The following is an 18,961-nucleotide window of genomic DNA, read 5'->3' as shown; positions in this document are numbered from 1 at the left end:
AACCAAAATCGGGGTGTAGCGTAGCCCGGTTATCGCGCCTGCTTTGGGAGCAGGAGGTCGCAGGTTCGAATCCTGCCACCCCGACCAATAAAAATTAATGAACACTGCGAAACTCGATATTTGCAGTGTTTTTTGTTTTTTTGGGACTTTATTTAAGATTGAATAAAAGCGTCTATTTCCAAAAATGTTTACATTTTAATCAAATAATGAGTTTACATCTATTAGTTTGTGGTTTATAAACCAACGATAATTACTTAAAAAATGTATATTTGATATTATTTCTTACCATAGATGGATAAGCACGTTGAAGTTACAATTTATGATATTGCAGAAAAGCTAAATTTAGCTACCTCAACAATTTCAAGAGCTTTAAAAAACCATCATAGCATCAGTAAAAAAACTATTGAAAAGGTTAAAAAAACCGCCAACGAAATGGGGTATCGACCCAATAATTTGGCGGCAAGCTTGCGAAGTAAAATAACGAAAACCATTGGAGTTTTATTACCTACAATTACACAGCCATTTTTGTCCTCATTAATTAGCGGTGTTGAGATTGCTGCCAGAAAAGCTGGTTATAGTGTTGTAATCATGCAGTCTCATGATTCTTATAAAGAAGAGGTTGATTTAGTTAAAGCTCTATACGATAATAGGGTTAGTGGTGTAATTTGTTCCTTGGCTATGGAAACCGTTGACACATCTCATTTTCAAATGTTTATGGATAGTCAAACCCCTCTTGTTTTTGTTGATAGGGTGCCAAAAGGGTTTAATACTTACCGCGTGGTTATTGATAATTACACTGCGGGCTACAGAGCTACAAAGCACCTTATTTCACAAGGTTGTAAAAGAATAGCTCATATTACAGCTGGATCGGAGTTTGGCTCAATTTACTTTGAAAGAAAACGAGGATATTTGGATGCGTTGAAAGAACATGGTTTGCCAGTGGATGAAAATCTCATTGTACGAGTTAAATCTATTACCTATGAAGATGGTGAAAAGGCCTCAGCTAAATTGTTGGGCATGAAAAATCCACCAGATGGCATTTTTGCGCCGGGTGATATTTTGGGTGTAAGTGCTATTCAAGTTGCCAAGAAAAAAGGGTTTAAGGTTCCTGAAGAACTGGCGGTAATTGGTTTTAATGATGACCCCATATCCCATATAATAGACCCTAATTTATCTACCGTAACCCATCCTGCTGAAAAAATGGGTCAAGCTTCGGCTGAAATCATTTTAAGCAAATTAAAAAACCCTAAAAAAGACGAAATACGGGAAATAGCCTTTTTAAATACCGAAGTGCTTATTAGAGAATCTTCATCTAGAAAACAATAAGTTTTATTTTTTTACTTCAAAAGGTGAAGCTGGTAAACCTTCTTCTGTGAATAAATTGGCAGTATCAGGATTGTCTCCCCAAGCATATCTTACAACAGTTGGATTTTTAATGGCATCATGCCAAACCACTACTTTATTGCCGTCAATTTTAGCTTTTGCCCAAACAAAATGCTCGCCGTCATTTGAAATAGAGAAATTTTGCAGCGCATTACCTTGTTTAATTTTAAGGCCAGAGCCCGTGTTTTTAAAGGAAATAATGGCCTGATTTTCTTCAAATTTTGATTTATAAGGAATGGGGCTTTCGGCATGAAGATGCTTTTCGCCATAAACCATTTTACGGGCCACAAGGGCCAATCGTACACCAACATCTTGTTTGTTTAATGGGTGTATGTCGTTCCACTCGCCTAAATCAATGGTAACGGCCATTCCGGTGCACGGAAGTTTTAAGGCTTCTAATTGTGCTTGCCTCAACGTTGCCCATTGGCTTTCACGAGGTTCAGGGTATGTTTCCATAAAATTGGCTAACTGCACATAAAGAAAAGGCATTTTGGCTTGTTTAAATTTGTCTCTCCAATTTTCAATAAGTTTTGGAAAGGTTTTGAAATATGAATCAGGGTCTTTTGTGTTGGATTCACCTTGATACCACAAAGCCCCCTTAATTTTTAAATTTAACAAAGGAGCAATCATAGCTTTATATAGCCCTACGGGTTTCCACCGAATAAATGTAGGGCCATCTAAAGGAGGCATTGCGGCACCTACTTTGTATTTCCAAGTCCCTTTTAAGTCGATAGTGTTATTACCAACTTGCATTAAATATGGCTTATCCATTACAAATCCACCGCTTCCCGAATTATTAATGACCCTCACAGCAACGGTATTTTTACCTTCTTTTAAAATTCCTGGTTTAATCTCATATCTACGAGGTGGGTATTGATAGCCTATGGTGCCTACAAAAGAGCCATTAACATACACCGAATCTTGGTCTACAATGCGACCCATGAAGAATTTTACAGGTTTGCCAACCATTTCCTTTGGCACGATTATATTTTTTCTAAACCAAAGAGATCCATTTAAATGTCCGATAGGCTCATTTTTCCAATAACCGGGAATTTCCATGGTGTCCCATTCGCTATCATCTAGGTCTGTTTGACTCCATTTTAAGCTATCCACTAAAATGCCTTTATCCTTGGCATTTAACTCACGGTACCAATGGTCATTCCTTTTTTTATCGCTCTTTACAATGCTGTCAATAAGCTTATCGTTTTTAAATTTTTGGGCTTCATTGTAAGCCTCTGGAAATTCCAAAAGCCCATCTTCACTCATCCATGCTTCCACTGGGGAGCCGCCCAAGGCGCTATTAATCAATCCTATGGGAATATGGTGTTTTTCATAAACCTCTTTGGCAAAGAAATAAGCTACTGCCGAAAAATCCAGAACATTTTCTGGGTTTGCAGATACCCAATGGCCAGATTCAAAATCCGTTTCATTTTGTTTAAAATTATATTTATCCGGCACCAAAAACTGGCGGATGTTCTTATTTTCAGAGTTTTTAATGATTTCACCATATTTTTCTTTAACGCGTTCCATGGGCAATTCCATGTTAGATTGCCCTGAACAAAGCCAAACATCACCAAATAATATGTCTTTAATTCGTATTTCGTTACTGGCTTTAATGAGTATTTCATGAGGTCCTCCAGCTTTTTGTTTAGGTAAAATGATGTTCCAATTCCCTTGAATATTGGCTTGTGTGGAATATTTTTGTTCATTAAAAAACAAATCTATTTTCTCATTTGGAGCCGCCCAACCCCAAATTTTTACTTTTTCGTTTCTCTGAAAAATAACCCCATCACTAATGAGTTTAGGAAGTCTAATTTGTGCTATTAAAGTATTGAAACATACAACACATAAAACAAAAATTATGGATTTAAGTTTATACATTAGTTAAATTATTTTACCGTTATCTGAATATCAGATAGTTTGGATGCCCCTAGTTCTGAACTTCTAGGCATTGGGCTCGAGCCTCCCACATATATTTTAAAAGTTCCAGATTCCACAGTTCTTGTACCATCATGAAGCACAATTTCAAAATCTTTTGGTGCTAATTCGAAATCCAAAATCTTGGATGCTCCTGATTTTAAATGGATTCTTTGGGTTTTAACCAATTGAAAATTGGGAACATCTACCGATGCTTCTTCATCTGAAACATATACCTGAATGACCTCATCAGAGTCTGTATTTCCCGAATTGCTTACCGTTATTTTTATCTTTAAAGATTCATTTTTTGAAATCGTGGAGGTTGAAGTTTGGATATCTCCATAGCTGAAGCTCGTATAACTTAAACCAAACCCAAATGGATACAGGGGATCTTGGTTCATATATTTATAAGTCCTTCCTTTCATGGAATAATCTTCAAAAGTAGGCAATTGACTTAATGATTTTGGGAATGTAATGGGCAGTCTTCCCGAAGGTGATATGTTTCCAAAAAGTACATCGGCCACGGCGGTTCCGCCTTCTTCGCCAGGATACCATACAAACAAAACGGCATCGGCCAGTTCTTGCACTTCTGTTAAATTTATGGGGCTTCCTCCAGTAATAACAGCCACAATAGGCTTTTTGTCACTCGGGTTTTTATCCGCTGTTTTTCTTAAATCGCGTAAATAATCTATTTGGTTTTTTGGCAAGTCATAATCCAATCGGTCGCCAGCAGTGTTGGAGTCGATAGAGTCGCCTTCTTCTCCTTCCAATTGACTGGAAACACCCAATACTACAATGGTGACATCACAGTTTGCGGCATTACCCGTTGCATAGTTTATGGGGTTTATAGAAGGTTTGTTCAACATAGCACCCAACCTAAATTGCAGTTGGCTTACGGGGCTTATTGCATCGCTAATGCCTTCTAAAATAGTGACCAAATTAGGGTTTACTCCATAGTAATTGCCTAAAAGTATTTCAGTACTTGCCGCGTTGGGACCGGTAAGAAAGTATTTTGGCAGGTTGTCTTTTAAGGGTAAAATTCCATTGTTTTTCAGTAAAACAATACTTTTTTGGGCGGCTTCTTTAGATAAGTTTCTATGGGCTTGGCTGTTCACTACATCAAACGGTATATTATCGTATGGATTGCTGCCTTTTGGGTCGAACAAGCCTAACTTAAAGCGCGTTTTTAATAACAAAGCTAATTTTTCATCTATTTCATCTTCGGTGATTAAACCTTCTTTTACGGTTTCAGGTAATTTGTTAAAAACACTTCCACAATTTAGGCTTATACCTCTTTTAACAGCCATTGCAGCAGCTTCTGCCTCTGTTTTGACAAAGCCATGGCCGCCTTCATTGGGTTGATTGTATAAATCCTTTAAAGCGCCACAATCGGTTAAAACATGCCCTTTAAAATGCCAAGTATCTCTTAAAATATCTGTAATTAAATAATTGTTGGCGCAACAAGGCTCTCCATTGGTACTGTTGTAGGCGCACATTACAGCTTCAACATTTGTTTCAACCAAAGCTTTGAAAGCAGGCAAATAGGTTTCCCATAAATCTTTTTGTGTGGCCTCGGCGTTAAACTCGTGGCGCAACTTTTCGGGACCACTGTGTACGGCAAAATGTTTGGCGCAGGCAGCCGTTTTTAAATAATTTGGATTATCACCTTGCAAGCCATTTACAAATGCTGCTCCCAAAACGGACATTAAATAAGGGTCTTCACCGTAGGTTTCTTGCCCGCGCCCCCACCGAGGGTCTCTAAAAATATTGATGTTGGGTGTCCAAAATGTCAAGCCATTATATCTATTGTAATAGCCTTTGTCGCTGGTTGCGTTATAAATAGCCCGAGCTTCATCAGATATGGCCGATGATACCCTATAAACCAAATCGGCATCAAACGTTGCTCCCAAGCCAATGGCTTGTGGAAATACAGTTGCTGCACAAGTACGGCCCACACCATGTAGGGCTTCATTCCAATAATCATAAGGAGGAATATGTAATCGTTCAATGGCTGATGTAGCATTAACCATTTGACTCGCCTTTTCTTCCAAAGTCAATCTTGAAATCAAATCTTGAACCCGCTCATCTATAGAAAGTTTAGGGTTATAAAAAGGAAATGTATCAATAACTTGAACTGTTTTATTTTCAGGACTTATCTTGTTGTCACCTTTTTTTGAGTTGCACGAATGAAAAATTGCTATTAAAAATATTGGCAACAGGGATTTTATCAATGACTTTGTCATGAGCGGTAAGGTTTTTAGTTAGTTGGATAGTAGATTAAAATATAAATCTATTCAAAATAAATTATTTAGAACAGTTTTTTAATTTTACGCAATCGGTTGCAATTTAAAATATTTTTTTTATCTTCACAATTTATTAGAGCACTTATTGTGGTCAAATATTTTAACCAACACTAAAATTGAATTTAATTAAACTTAAAGATTACCTGATTTAAAAGGAATAATATTAATGAAAAAAAAATTACTTCTTCTGTTTCTGCTATTGCTTCTGTATAATGGTTTTGCCAACAATGGTTACAAATTATGGTTGCAATATAGCTATATCGAAAATGACTCTTTGCGCGAGGTGTATCATTCACATATTCAAGATTTGATGCCTTTGGGTGGCTCTGAAACCATTAAGGCAGCAACCAAAGAACTACAATTGGGCCTAACAAATATGTTGGACATCCCTTTTTATGAAACAGATAGTATAAAAGGATATACGCTTATCTACGGTACAAAGTCCTATCTGAGTGATAACATTTCAAGTCAATTGATAAATGAATTTAATGCCGTTAACGATGAAGGCTTCATAATAAAAACTATAACTGTAAAAGGGGCCAAACAAACCATCATTACAGGTAAAACAGATGTTGGTGTACTATATGGGGTGTTCCATTTTTTAAGGCTGCTTCAAACATATCAACCTATCGAAAACCTAAACATCATTGATTCACCAAAAATAAAAGTACGTGTTCTAAACCATTGGGACAACCTAGATAGAACAGTTGAAAGGGGATATGCTGGGTTTTCAATTTGGGATTGGCATCGCTTACCAGATTATTTGGATATTAGATATACAGACTATGCTCGTGCAAACGCCTCTATTGGTATTAATGGTACGGTCTTAAACAATGTAAATGCCAATGCCTTAATTCTTACACCCCAGTATTTAGAGAAAGTGGAAGCATTAGCTAATGTTTTCAGGCCTTATGGGATAAAAGTATATTTAACGGCGCGCTTTTCAGCACCCATAGAGATTGGTGGATTAAAAACAGCTGATCCGTATGATGCCGAAGTTATTGAATGGTGGAAGGAAAAGGTGAAAGAGATTTATGCCAGAATTCCAGATTTTGGAGGGTTTTTAGTGAAAGCCAATTCCGAAGGACAGCCAGGGCCACAAAACTACGGTCGAAACCATGTAGATGGAGCTAATATGATGGCCAATGCCCTAGATCCTTTTGGAGGAATTGTTATGTGGCGTGCTTTTGTTTATTCGGAGCATGATACAACAGATAGAGCCAAACAGGCTTATTCGGAATTTGTGCCTTATGACGGTCAGTTTAAAGATAATGTTTTTGTTCAGGTTAAAAACGGCGCTATCGATTTTCAACCCCGAGAGCCATTCCATCCCATGTTTGGTGCTATGCCCAATACACCCCTCATGATGGAGTTTCAAATTACACAAGAATATTTGGGGCAGAGTACACATTCCATTTTTCTTCCAAAACTATATGAAGAAGTCTTAGAATCCGACACGTACAGAAAGGGGAAAGGCTCTTTGGTTGCCAAAGTAATTGATGGATCCTTGAATAGTAAGCGAATAACGGGTATTGCAGGTGTAAGTAATATTGGTAACGACTTAAACTGGACAGGAAACCCCATGTTGCAGGCCAACTGGTATGGCTATGGCAGGTTGGCATGGAATCCTTATTTAAGTGCAGAAACTATAGCGGACGAATGGCTTAGGCAAACATTTGCCAATAATGAAGCGTTTGTTGAACCTGTAAAGCAAATGATGCTTAACTCCTATGAAGCAGTTGTTAATTATATGACTCCCTTAGGTTTGCATCATATTATGGCTACGGGTCATCACTATGGTCCTGGACCGTGGGTATCTAACCTCTCAAGGCCAGAGTGGAACCCTGTATATTATCACAAAGCGGATACAGAAGGTATTGGTTTTGACCGTACGCCGACTGGGAGCAATGCTACCGAACAGTACGCACCTGAGGTTGCCAAAATGTTCAATAATATTGAAACCTGTCCAGAAAAGGATTTGTTATGGTTTCATCATTTGTCATGGAATTATAAATTACAAGATGGCCTTGCCCTTTGGGATGGATTAGCATTAAAATACCAGGCGGGTGTAGACCAAGTTAAATCGATGATAAAAACATGGGACGCTGCCAAACCTTATTTAGATGAAACGCGTTACGATGAAGTTAAGATGCTATTGAACATTCAATATAAAGAAGCCCAGTGGTGGCGTGATGCCTGTTTGCTTTATTTTCAGCAGTTTTCGGGCAAGCCTTTACCAGATGGTGTTGAAAAACCAACTAAAACATTAGAATATTTCGAATCTTTAAAATTTCCTTTTGCTCCTGGGAATTGATTAGAGTTTAAGTTCCATAAATGAATACCAAAATTAAAATACTAGCCTTCGTTCTTCTGCTTTCAATGTTGGGTTGCAACCATAAAGAAAAGAAGGATGCCATTCTTTTAACACCATCACTTAAGAACGAATTTAAGGCCAATTTCCTTATTGGAACTGCCTTAAGCGAAAATCAAATACTGGAAAAAGACACGATGGAAATCGCACTGATATCTCATGAATATAACAGTATTACTCCAGAGAATATTATGAAATCGATGTTTATCCATCCGCAAAAGGATACGTTCAATTTTAAAATAACTGATAAATATGTTGCCTTCGGAGAAAAGTACAATATGTTCATTCATGGACATACTTTGATTTGGCATAGTCAACTTTCATCTTGGTTTTCAGAATTAAAAGATAGTACAGCCATGGCTAATGCGATGAAAAACCACATTAAAACTATTGTTGGGAGGTACAAAGACAAAATGGGTTCTTGGGATGTAGTTAACGAAGCATTAAATGAGGATGGTACATTACGAAAATCTGTTTTTTTAGATGTTTTGGGTGAAGATTATTTGACTTTGGCTTTTAAGTGGGCAGGTGAAGCTGACCCAAACACAGACTTATATTATAACGATTATAATATGACATATCCTGAGAAAAGACAGGGTGCCAATAAGCTAATAAAACAGCTTCAAGAAAAAGGAATTAAAATTGATGGTGTGGGTATGCAAGGGCATTGGGGTTTAGAAAGGCCATCTCTTGATGATATTGAACAAAGTATTATTAATTATGCTGCTTTGGGAATAAAAGTAGCCATAACCGAGTTAGATATCAATGTATTGCCTAGTCCTTGGGATTTGGTAGGTGCCGATGTAAATCAAAATTTTGAAAGTGATGAAAAAATGAATCCCTACAAAAATGGACTTCCAGATTCTGTACAAACTAAATTTACCAAACGCTATAAGGATATTTTCAACCTGTTTTTAAAGCATCAAGATAAAATTAGTCGGATCACTTTTTGGGGCGTGGGTGATGGTCAATCATGGCTAAATGATTGGCCTATAGAAGGAAGAACCAATTACCCTTTACTTTTCGATAGAAAGCTACAACCCAAACCAGCTTATAATGCCATTTTCAATCTCAACCCACTAAATAACTAATATGAACATATCTTCTCAAAAACTATCTGTTAAAGAAAAAATTGGCTATAGTTTAGGAGACCTCGCGGCAAACTTGGTTTTCCAAACATTAATGACCTACCTGGCCTATTTTTATACAGATATTTATGGTCTGGAAGCACATCATGCATCTGCGATCATGCTAACTGTTGGACTTGTTGCCGCTTTTGGTTTTAACCCTATAATTGGGGCTTTAGCAGACAGGACAAATTCAAAATGGGGAAAATTTAGGCCATGGATTTTATGGACTTCCATACCATTGGGTGTAGTTGCATTATTGGCATTTACCACCCCAGATTTTGATTATAAAGGAAAGGTTATCTACGCTGTTGTAACCTATACCTTATTGTTGCTTTTGTATGCCGCAAATAATTTGCCTTATTCTGCTCTTAGTGGGGTTATTACCGGTAATATGGCTGAACGTAACAGTTTGTCGTCTTATAGGTTTGTGGCAGTTATGTTTGCCCAATTTTTTGTGCAGGTGTTTATGTTGGCTATTATTGAATCCGCTGGTGGTGGAAATAAAGCTGAAGGCATTGAAATAGTAATGACTTGGTTGGCAATTATAGGAACCATCATGTTATTGATTACCTTTTTTACAACACGAGAGCGCATCGTTCCAACACTTGAGCAAAAATCCAGTGTTAAGGAAGATTTAGCTGATTTATTTAAAAATAAACCATGGGTTATCATTTTGGTTTCAACCACCTTAATATTTGTAACACTTGCCATGAAAGGGGGTTCATATGTGTATTATTTTGAAAACTATGTTAACGAGGAAAAGTTGACACAGTTTATTATGCCCATATTAGATTTTCTTTCGGGCATTGGTATTAACTTTTTTGGAGAAAACCCAGTTTCTGCGGGCTTTGGTTTGTTTAATGCTGGTGGTATCATTTTTATGATAGTGGGTATAACGCTTTCAAAAAGATTTGCCGATAAGTATGGGAAAAGGGATGTTTTTAAAGTAGCCTTATTTATTTCCACATTGTTTATTCTGGCTTTTTATTTCTTTTCTCCAACTTCGGTGGAACTCATGTTCACATCACAAATTCTACATGGTTTTTTCTATGGCTTGACCATTCCATTACTTTGGGCTATGATTGCCGATGTGGCCGATTATTCTGAATGGAAAAACAACCGTCGCGCCACAGCTATCATATTTTCTGCTATGATGGTTGGTTTAAAAACTGGGCTTAGTTTAGGAAGCGCTTTTGTAACCTGGATTCTAGGTTTCTACCACTATGTGACTAAAGAAGCAGCACAGGCCGGAGAACTTATTGTTCAGCCAGAGAGTGCTGTACAAGGCACCAAAATGTTAGTAAGTATCTTTCCTTCCATACCATTTTTAATTTGTGTAGGCTTATTGTTCTTCTATGAGATCAATAAGAACATGGAGGTTCAGATAGAAAAAGATTTAAAAGAACGAAGAAAATAAAAAATTGAAAAACATGCCGGAAGATAATATTGAACATATCGACTTTAAAAGATTAGAAAAAAAGGCTATTTCTCAGCCCTTAGTTACTCATATATACACTGCAGATCCATCTGCACATGTCTTTAATGACAAAATTTACATTTACCCATCTCACGATATTGATGCGGGCATTCCTTTTAATGATAATGGCGACCATTTTGGTATGCAGGATTACCATGTAATTTCTATGGATACTATTGATAGTGAGGCGGTTGATAACGGTGTGGCTTTACATGTAGATGATGTGCCTTGGGCAGAAAAGCAAATGTGGGCGCCAGATGCCACAGAAAAAGATGGAACTTACTTTTTGTTTTTTCCTGCAAGAGACTATGATGGCATTTTTAAAATAGGGGTAGCCACAAGCCAGTATCCAATAGGGCCTTTTGTAGCGCAACCAAAACCTATTCAAGGAAGTTACAGTATAGACCCTGCGGTCTTTAAAGATGATGATGGCAGTTATTATCTCTATTTTGGTGGTATTTGGGGCGGGCAATTACAAAAATTCCGTAACAATATTTACGATGAAAATAACGAACTACCTAAACCAGATGAACCTGCCTTATTGCCTTTGGTGGCTAAGTTAACCGATGATTTGTTCAAGTTTTCTGAAGAAGTGAAAGAAGTTAAAATAGTAGATGAGCATGGTAATTTATTATTAGAAGGAGATAATGAGAGACGCTTTTTTGAAGCATCGTGGATGCATAAATACAAAGGCAAATATTATTTCTCATACTCCACGGGAGATACACATTTTATATGTTACGCCATAGGCGATAATCCTTATGGGCCGTTTACTTACACTGGACGAATTTTAAACCCTGTTGTGGGTTGGACGTCACATCACTCTATTTGCGAAGTAGAGGGGAAGTGGTACTTGTTTTATCATGATTCCAGTCTATCAAAAGGTGTAACGCATCTACGCTCAATAAAAGTAGCCGAAATATCTTATAACGATGACGGTACAATTAATACCATTGATCCTTATGCGTAATGAGGATATAATCAGATTAATAAAATAGCACCTTTAAGTATAAAAAACTATACTTAAAGGTGCTATTTGTTGATTTGCACCATAATCTATTGTGTTTATTTTTTCACTATAACTGTTGTTATGCTTTTTTTTGGGACAAAACTAAATTGAACGTTGTCTGTATTAGTGGTTAATGCAATTGGTTCTCTATTCTTTTCTAAAGTACTTTGGTAAGCCATAGCTGAACTCATTGAAGGCACTTTAAATTGTACTTTATCGGTGTTTAATGAACTGGTATTTAAAATTTCTATAACAATTTCAGTGTTGCTTTCGTAAGCAGTTACTTTTAAATCCACGTTATCTTCATTGTTTACTTGTACTCTAACATAGCCTGGTCTTACATATTTTGAAAAGTGGGAAAATGCATAACCACGCTTTAGAATTTTACCACTTTCTGTGCCTTGGGTGCCATCTCCTATAAATGAATAATACCGTTTAATGTACCACCATATATATGCGTTCCAATTAAAATCCATGGCTTTATGGATGGTTTCTAGCATCGTTAAAGTTTCATTCCATATAATATCTTCACCATATAAACTCCAGGCTGGTGCTCCGGCATTTCCAGTATTTAAGTTTAAGAGATATTCTGTCATCCAGATTTCTTTATCATTTTGTTCTGCCTTAGATATAAAGTCCAATCCAGAACCATAAATATGGCCTCCAACTATATCTAAATTATTGATAACTTCAGTATCGTTGAATAACGCATTAACATAAGATTGGTCAAATTTAAATGATTCTGGGGCAACTATTTTTGCATTTATTTGGCTACCATATGCTTTAATGTAATCTGCCATTTGCGTAGCTGTCCAATCGCAGGATTCATAGGATACCTGTATGTCTGGTTCGTTTTGAATTGAAATGGCGTAAATGGTAACACCATTATTTGCCATAAAGCTTATGTAATCATTTAAATGGTTTTTGTAGGCTTCGTAGTTTTCTGGCAGAAGATGCCCACCAACTAAATCATTATTGCTTTTTAAGTTGGCTGGAGGTGACCAAGGCGATGCTAAAATTTTAATACCTTTGGCTTGAACGGCTTTTAATGTTGGTAACATTATAGTCCAATCTGCCTGGACAGGTGGTATTCTTTCCCGAAAAATAGTTAAGCCAAGTTCTGTATCGGCTGTCCCAAATATGTTTTGGACTTCTGAAGTACTTAAGTTTTCTGAGGTCCACATTCTATTGGCCCCACCAAAACCAGTTATGGTTTGATATTTAATGCTTGTGTCAATTGTAAATACTTTTGCAGGGGTGACTCGTGTGTCACCGCCTTCATCATTTGAATTGCTACAACTATTTAAGAAAAAGCAAGAAGTTGCTAAGCATAAAGCTATTAAAATCATTTTTGTCATAATTGTTTTTAGTTTTTACGTGGTGGTTATAATTAAATAAACCGCCTTGTAAAGGCGGTTTATCAAACTAAAACAAACAACTTAATTAAAGTAAACTATACGTACATTGTCTATATCTACATCTACTAAGCCATCATTGGGAACTTGAATCTTAAATGTAGCTAAATTATCAGAATCTTCCGGTCTCAGCTCGTTTTGAGGGTAGTCGGCTGCTGTTTTATCTACATGGTTTCTATAACGTGGGCCAAAATCGTAATACTGACTCCATGCTATGGTCTGCCATTCACCCGTTGCGTTTTCAGGGTCAATAGGTATTGAGCTCCAAAACATAGGGTTTGCTGTATACTCGGGTAAATCATCTCCATAAAAAATAACTTGCGGATCGGCACCTTCCAATTGTATGATCATATAAACTCCAGTCGCAGAGGTGTTGTTAAACTTCATATCTGCCAAAACATAAAAATTTTTGCCTCTAACTCCTTCTGGCAAGCCGTAGCTTACACCACCAAACTCATATCCGCCTCCCCAAGATTCTCCGCTTGAGGTCATTTTTAGGTAGGAACCGGTTGGTCCGCTGCTTTTTACACCTGCATCTGTGGTAACTCCACTGTGTGGTCCATCCCAAGTTGCACCAACGCCATTCCCATCCCAATCTTCAATTACCGAAGTACTATAAGAGCCTTCCTTGAAGAAATAAATTTTATCTCCAGTGTAAACGTATTTAAAGTTTTCAAAACCATCTAAGTTTGAAATTTTAAGGGTGCCCGAAAGCTTATTTTTCACACCAGATGGAGGCATAAAGCTTAATTGAGTTTGGTTGCTATTTACATTAGGTGTTACTTCTTCTCCATTTAATGTTATGGTTAAATCGAAAAAATTAATGCCTTCAAATGAAATGTTATTGGCGTCTTGAACGTTTGCATAGCTTGTTACCGTAGGTGGTTCGGAAACCAAAACGTTGAAAGTTGCAGAAACTCTTGCATTATCGCTATATACTAACGTTATCAATGCGTCACCTACAGGTGTTCCGTTGGGTACAGATAAATTTATTGTGTTATCGTCAACCAATGCAAAATCCAAAACTTGTGTGTTGTTAAAGAATACTTCTTTTAAGTTGCTAAACCCATTACCACTTAAAGTTATAGGGTAATTTGGTTTTGCTTCAGAAGGTGTAACACTGCTTATTGCAGCATCAACAGAACCTTTTATGTTTATATCATCTTTATCTTCGCAACTTGTAAGGGTTGTTAAAGAAAATATAAAAACAATCAATAATGTTAAATATCTATTATTCATTTTCTTAGCTTTTATATTAATAGTTTGTGTTTTGATTAATACCTGTTAAATCTATAAAAGATTGTGGTATTGGCCAACGCTCGTTTTTGTCCTGCATTCCTGAAGCACTAGGGTTGTACAAAACGGCACGCTGACGGAGTATGCCTAGGCGTTTTAAGAATGCCCAACGGTGCCCTTCGTGCCCAAGTTCTCTGGCATGTTCTTCGATGATGGTCTCCATATCCACTGAGGCAAAGTTGTGCGCGTTGTCTCCATATGCGCGTTCTCTTAAAGTGTTCAGCCTAGCAGCAGCTGTACCTATTTGATTGAGCCTCCAATAGGCTTCAGCAGCCAAAAGATAAGCGTTCGATAACCTGTATACAATAATGTTTCTCCAGCCTTCACCTTCCGCGATAGATCTGCCATATTGGCTGTCTTCCCAAAATTTTGTAGGAACAGGATCTAAGTAATGTATTCTAATTGGGTCATTGCCAAATTGATTGATTAAATCTTGTTCTGTGGCAATGTCTCCTAACGCTCTTCCGCTAGGCAAATTGGCAGCATCATCAAAATAGTATTCCAATTTGTGCCAGGCTTGTAAGCGGCCATCTTCATTGTCAAAAAGCGACCAATAATAATCTGTAGGAGAGAAACGTCCCCATGGTCTTCCCCCTTGTGCCATGGTACGTGCAATTCCATCTAACCTGTCATAAAGTGAGTTGTAATGTACCGATGTATATTGAAAGATGTCTGGAACATCTTTAGTAAAACCCCATGAGAACACCAATTCTGTATTGTTTTCTTCTCCAGATTTGCCACCTTCCAATCCGAAGATATAATCTAAATTTTGTAATTGATAAGACCCTTCGTTAATTACAATATCTGCCGCTGTAGCTGCTGCTTGCCAATTACCCATGTCTAAATTGGCTTCTGCCAATAGCATGTTGGCCAATCCTTTTGAAGGAGCTAAAACGTTGCCATTTTCAGATCTCTTTTTTAAGATGGGTATAGCGGTTTCTAAATCTGATATTATAAGAGTATATAAAGCTTCTTTGGTCGCTTGAGTTGCTGAAAATACAGGAGGTGCGTTGGGGTCTGTAGGTTCACTAATTACAATGTTGTCCCAACGTCTAACAAGTTCAAGGTAGGCATACGCTCTTAAAGTGTAAGCTTGTCCAAGATAATCCAATAAAGTTGCGCTAGGTTCTTGTACCGAAGTAACACCCACAACAACAGAATTACATTTTGCAATTGCGGTATAATAAGTGTTCCATAGTGTTTCAATAGATTCACTAACTGCCGATAAACCCTCGGTATATTCATTCATGCCACGCATTGCATGAGCAGGCACGTCGCCCATATTGGTGCCAGATCCAGCTATATCTGTACCACATTGTTTATACAATGATATGTCCGGATTACTATGTATGGTTTTAAGTCCTTCAAAGGCTTCTGCTAACAATGCTTCTACTCCTTGTTCTGTTCCAGCTAAAATTTCTGCAGGAATACCATCTCGTTCTTCTAGGTCTAAAATCGCTTCTTCACAACTAAATGAAGAAATTAAGACCACTAATGCTATTGTGTATTTAATATATTTTTTCATAGTTGCTTTTTTTAAAATGAAATTTTAGTCCCTATTGTCCAAATTTTGCTTACTGGATATTGTCCTGTAGTCGTGTTTTCTGGAGAATATGCATTCTTAAAGTCTGTCCAATATTTCAAATTATTCCCTCTGACAAAGAAAGAAATACTTGTAAAAGGTGTTTTCTTAATAATATTATCATCTAAAGAATAACCAAAAGATACGTTTCTCAAAGCTACAAATGATGCGTCTTGAACTCTAATGGCGTTTGCAAAAGCGCCAGAGAACGGAGAATTTGCACCAACTCTTGGAAACTCATTGCTTGGGTTGGTTGGGGTCCAGTAATCTACTGCGATTGCATTATATCTGGCTTGATCGTACCTTCCATAAAGGGAATTTCTTTGTGTAGCACCTTGAACGGTTTCAATAAGCACGGAAAGTTCGAAATTTTTGTATTTAAAAACGTTGTTGATGCTTCCATACCATTCTGGATTTGGACTTCCTATAAATGTTCTATCATCAAAATCTATGTTGCCATCGCCATTTACATCTCTAATTTTGGCATCGCCAGGTTCTGGAACTTCACCAAATTGGGTTAAAGAAGGTGTTTCACCAGTTTGATAAACTCCTTCGTAATCAAAATCATAAATTACTTGCGGGTCTTGGCCAATGAACCATCCGTTAGCTGGATTATCAACTGGTTCTCCGTTAGGACCAACTTCATTCAACCTAACAATTTTAACCTTATTGCTCGTCCAATTAATTCCTGCATTCCATGAGAAATCACCTTTGTCTAATATGTTAGCCTTAAGGCCTATTTCAATACCTTTGTTTTCTGTTTCTCCTATATTTGAAGGATAGCTTGTAATACCGTTGTTTAGTGCCCCAGGAATGGACTGAAATAATAACAAATCGGTAGTTTTAGTTGAATAAGCTTCAATAGAGCCAGTTACAATATTGTTGAATAAACCAAAATCTACACCAACATTTATTTGCTTACTGGTTTCCCATTTTAGGTTTGGGTTTGTGCCAATATTAGACGTTGTAAAAGTGGTGTTTCCGTTGGTAAGCGTTACCACTCTGGATCCCTGTCTGTATAAGTATGTTGGGATATTGTCGTTACCCAAGGTACCGTAGCTCAGCCTTAGTTTTAGGTTGTTAATTTTGTTGTTGTCTCCCCAAAATGCCTCGTTATGGATATTCCAAGCACCAGAGATTGAAGGAAATATACCATATCTGTTATTAGGGCCAAATTTGGAAGATCCGTCTCTTCGTATTGTTGCGGTAATACTATAGCGACTGTCATAGTTATAACCTAACCTACCTACTTGATAGTATTTTCCCCATTCATCGGTGTAATAATCTAATGCTTGTTCGTTTTGAGGAGCACCGCCTATAGCATTGTAACCAAGTAAGTCGGATGGTAAATAGTCTGCGGTGTTGTCTGAGCCTTGCATCTCATACTTTTGGAAACCGAAAACCAATGTTGCATCAATGCCATGGTCGCCAAATTCTTTTTTGTAGTTGAAAATATTATCCAATAAATAGGTTGTGCCTTCTTCGTTGATTATTTGCCCGTGGTTTGGTTTGTTGTCCTCATAATTTGACGACCTAAAAAGACCATAAAATTCATTTCTGTTTTCGGCATAACTGTTCAAAGTGTATTTTAAGCCTTCAAACAAATCAATTTCAATATAAGGATTGATGTATGAACGCGTTACTTTTCTATCGGCGATTGATTCGTTGAATTTATGCAATGGATTTAAAGCAAATAAATCGTTTGTTACAAACTTAGTGGTATTACCTTCACTATCGTAAATACTTCCAAGAGGGCTGGCTTCCAATAATGGCGCAAAGGCTGCGTTTTCGTATCCATCAATAGAGCTGAGTGCTTCAGAGGTCTCATCTGCAAAGCTTTTTGAAAGCTGTACTCTCGCACCAATTTTTATTCTATTGGTAGCTTGTAAATCGGCATTAAATCTTAAGGAATATCTTTTATAATCAGATTCCCTAAGAATACCTTTTTCGTTATACATGTCTGCATTAAGGTAGAAAGTGGATTTTTCGGTACCTCCTGAAATTGCTAGTCCTACATTTTGTTGAGAACCAATTCTGTCTACCAAATCTAGCCAATTTACATTATTGCCAGCAACATAATTGGCCAACTCAACTTGATCTAAAACACTTTGTGTTGTTGGCATTGGGGTATTAGGATTGCCATCTACAACAACGTCTTTTCTAAACTGAACGAAGCGATCAACGTTAAAGGGCTTAACCTCATTGGCCAACTGAACAAAACCTGTGGATGAGCTTACTTCAAATCGGGTCTTGCCACTTTTTCCACTTTTGGTTGTTATTAAAATAACACCGTTGGCTGCACTTGACCCGTAGATAGCACCAGCTCCGGCATCCTTAATGATGTTTATACTTTGGATGTCATCCGAATCAAGTTCAGACATATTGCCTCCCACAAGAGGAACACCATCTACAACAATTATTGGTTGGTTGGAGCCATCTACATCTCCCGGGGTGGCCCCAAGGGAATTTGTTCCTCTAATTTTAAAAGTTACACCCGCACCTGGTTTTCCTGAAGTTTTGGTGATATTCAAACCAGATACTTGGCCTCGTAATGATTCAACCACGTTTGGCACGGGAACTTTAGAGGTTTCCTCAACGTCAACCGTAGTAATGGCTCCTGTTACATTAGCGCGATCCATGCTTCCGTAACCAACCACAACTACTTCATCAAGAGATTGTAGATCCTCAACCATCACCACATTAATTGTAGTTCTGCCATTAACAGCAACCGATTGTTTCACATAACCAATATAGCTGAACAATAAATTGCCATTTGAAGGCACATTTGACAGGGTGAATTTCCCGTCAAAGTCTGTAGCACCACCGTTGGTAGTGCCATCTAAGATAACGCTTACCCCTGGTAAGGGCCCGTTTTGGTCAGATACGACCCCCGTCACCGTTATTTGAGCATTTGCAACGGCACAAAACAGAAACATTAGGGCTAAAAACCCTAGCTTTTTTGTCTGTTTATCTTTGAAAATTAAAGATTTTGTCATAAAAATTTAGTTTAGTTGTTCTTTTAATTTGTATTCTATATTATCCTAGATAGATAGAATATTGACCAAATGTATAAAATAA

11 protein-coding genes and 1 tRNA gene are annotated in these 18,961 nt (G+C 37.4%); 6 read left to right on the top strand and 6 right to left on the bottom strand.

The features are described 5' to 3' along the window. Positions 1 to 9: 9 nt before the first annotated feature. Together WJN01_RS00615 and WJN01_RS00610 are read left to right on the top strand one after the other, a co-directional pair. Positions 10 to 87: transfer RNA gene (locus WJN01_RS00615), tRNA-Pro, on the top strand. A gap of 204 nt (positions 88 to 291) precedes the next feature. Next, positions 292 to 1,326 (top strand): LacI family DNA-binding transcriptional regulator, encoded by a 1,035-nt coding sequence (locus WJN01_RS00610; protein ID WP_445195236.1) that lies wholly within the window; start codon positions 292 to 294, stop codon positions 1,324 to 1,326. 3 nt (positions 1,327 to 1,329) lie between these two features. Here the strand turns inward: WJN01_RS00610 and WJN01_RS00605 are convergent, their stop codons facing one another. Further along, the gene (locus WJN01_RS00605; RefSeq protein ID WP_445195235.1) at positions 1,330 to 3,264 is read right to left on the bottom strand and encodes a sialate O-acetylesterase; all 1,935 of its coding nucleotides are present in this window, start codon (positions 3,262 to 3,264) and stop codon (positions 1,330 to 1,332) included. An 8-nt stretch (positions 3,265 to 3,272) separates the two neighbouring features. Further along, the gene (locus WJN01_RS00600) at positions 3,273 to 5,543 is read right to left on the bottom strand and encodes a glycoside hydrolase family 3 C-terminal domain-containing protein (RefSeq protein ID WP_445195234.1); all 2,271 of its coding nucleotides are present in this window, start codon (positions 5,541 to 5,543) and stop codon (positions 3,273 to 3,275) included. Between the two features lie 226 nt (positions 5,544 to 5,769). Here WJN01_RS00600 and WJN01_RS00595 point away from each other — a divergent pair, with 226 nt between their 5' ends. From WJN01_RS00595 to WJN01_RS00580, 4 genes are read left to right on the top strand one after another with little or no spacing between them, the layout of a single operon-like run. Next, positions 5,770 to 7,917 carry an alpha-glucuronidase family glycosyl hydrolase gene (locus WJN01_RS00595; RefSeq protein ID WP_445195233.1) on the top strand — a complete coding sequence of 716 codons (2,148 nt, stop codon included), beginning with the start codon at positions 5,770 to 5,772 and terminating at the stop codon, positions 7,915 to 7,917. 20 nt (positions 7,918 to 7,937) lie between these two features. Then, positions 7,938 to 9,065 carry an endo-1,4-beta-xylanase gene (locus tag WJN01_RS00590; RefSeq protein ID WP_445195232.1) on the top strand — a complete coding sequence of 376 codons (1,128 nt, stop codon included), beginning with the start codon at positions 7,938 to 7,940 and terminating at the stop codon, positions 9,063 to 9,065. 1 nt (position 9,066) lies between these two features. Then, on the top strand, positions 9,067 to 10,521 hold the full coding sequence (locus tag WJN01_RS00585; protein ID WP_445195231.1) for an MFS transporter: 1,455 nt from the start codon (positions 9,067 to 9,069) through the stop codon (positions 10,519 to 10,521). 13 nt (positions 10,522 to 10,534) lie between these two features. After that, positions 10,535 to 11,551, top strand: a complete 1,017-nt coding sequence (locus WJN01_RS00580) for a glycoside hydrolase family 43 protein (protein WP_445195230.1) — start codon at positions 10,535 to 10,537, stop codon at positions 11,549 to 11,551. 95 nt (positions 11,552 to 11,646) lie between these two features. On the opposite strand, the gene WJN01_RS00575 is transcribed toward WJN01_RS00580, so the two are convergent. The 4 genes from WJN01_RS00575 to WJN01_RS00560 form a co-directional block, all read right to left on the bottom strand. Beyond that, on the bottom strand, positions 11,647 to 12,948 hold the full coding sequence (locus WJN01_RS00575; protein ID WP_445195229.1) for a glycoside hydrolase: 1,302 nt from the start codon (positions 12,946 to 12,948) through the stop codon (positions 11,647 to 11,649). Positions 12,949 to 13,029: 81 nt separating this feature from the next. Next, positions 13,030 to 14,244 (bottom strand): IPT/TIG domain-containing protein, encoded by a 1,215-nt coding sequence (locus tag WJN01_RS00570; RefSeq protein WP_445195228.1) that lies wholly within the window; start codon positions 14,242 to 14,244, stop codon positions 13,030 to 13,032. 16 nt (positions 14,245 to 14,260) lie between these two features. Continuing rightward, positions 14,261 to 15,826: a RagB/SusD family nutrient uptake outer membrane protein gene (locus WJN01_RS00565; RefSeq protein ID WP_445195227.1), complete on the bottom strand. Its 1,566-nt coding sequence runs from the start codon at positions 15,824 to 15,826 to the stop codon at positions 14,261 to 14,263. A gap of 11 nt (positions 15,827 to 15,837) precedes the next feature. After that, the gene (locus WJN01_RS00560; RefSeq protein ID WP_445195226.1) at positions 15,838 to 18,879 is read right to left on the bottom strand and encodes a SusC/RagA family TonB-linked outer membrane protein; all 3,042 of its coding nucleotides are present in this window, start codon (positions 18,877 to 18,879) and stop codon (positions 15,838 to 15,840) included. Between the last annotated feature and the right edge of the window lie 82 nt (positions 18,880 to 18,961).

Source organism: Tamlana sedimenti (genome assembly GCF_038148895.1).
Classification (GTDB): Bacteria; Bacteroidota; Bacteroidia; order Flavobacteriales; family Flavobacteriaceae; genus Tamlana.
The sequence above is the reverse complement of the archived record's forward strand: the minus strand, read 5'-3'. Positions and strand labels throughout refer to the sequence as shown.

Coding starts and splice junctions, on each gene's coding strand:
- WJN01_RS00610 (WP_445195236.1), top strand. CDS start 292: ATGGATAAGCACGTTGAAGTTACAATTTATGATATTGCAGAAAAGCTA.
- WJN01_RS00605 (WP_445195235.1), bottom strand. CDS start 3,264: ATGTATAAACTTAAATCCATAATTTTTGTTTTATGTGTTGTATGTTTC.
- WJN01_RS00600 (WP_445195234.1), bottom strand. CDS start 5,543: ATGACAAAGTCATTGATAAAATCCCTGTTGCCAATATTTTTAATAGCA.
- WJN01_RS00595 (WP_445195233.1), top strand. CDS start 5,770: ATGAAAAAAAAATTACTTCTTCTGTTTCTGCTATTGCTTCTGTATAAT.
- WJN01_RS00590 (WP_445195232.1), top strand. CDS start 7,938: ATGAATACCAAAATTAAAATACTAGCCTTCGTTCTTCTGCTTTCAATG.
- WJN01_RS00585 (WP_445195231.1), top strand. CDS start 9,067: ATGAACATATCTTCTCAAAAACTATCTGTTAAAGAAAAAATTGGCTAT.
- WJN01_RS00580 (WP_445195230.1), top strand. CDS start 10,535: ATGCCGGAAGATAATATTGAACATATCGACTTTAAAAGATTAGAAAAA.
- WJN01_RS00575 (WP_445195229.1), bottom strand. CDS start 12,948: ATGACAAAAATGATTTTAATAGCTTTATGCTTAGCAACTTCTTGCTTT.
- WJN01_RS00570 (WP_445195228.1), bottom strand. CDS start 14,244: ATGAATAATAGATATTTAACATTATTGATTGTTTTTATATTTTCTTTA.
- WJN01_RS00565 (WP_445195227.1), bottom strand. CDS start 15,826: ATGAAAAAATATATTAAATACACAATAGCATTAGTGGTCTTAATTTCT.
- WJN01_RS00560 (WP_445195226.1), bottom strand. CDS start 18,879: ATGACAAAATCTTTAATTTTCAAAGATAAACAGACAAAAAAGCTAGGG.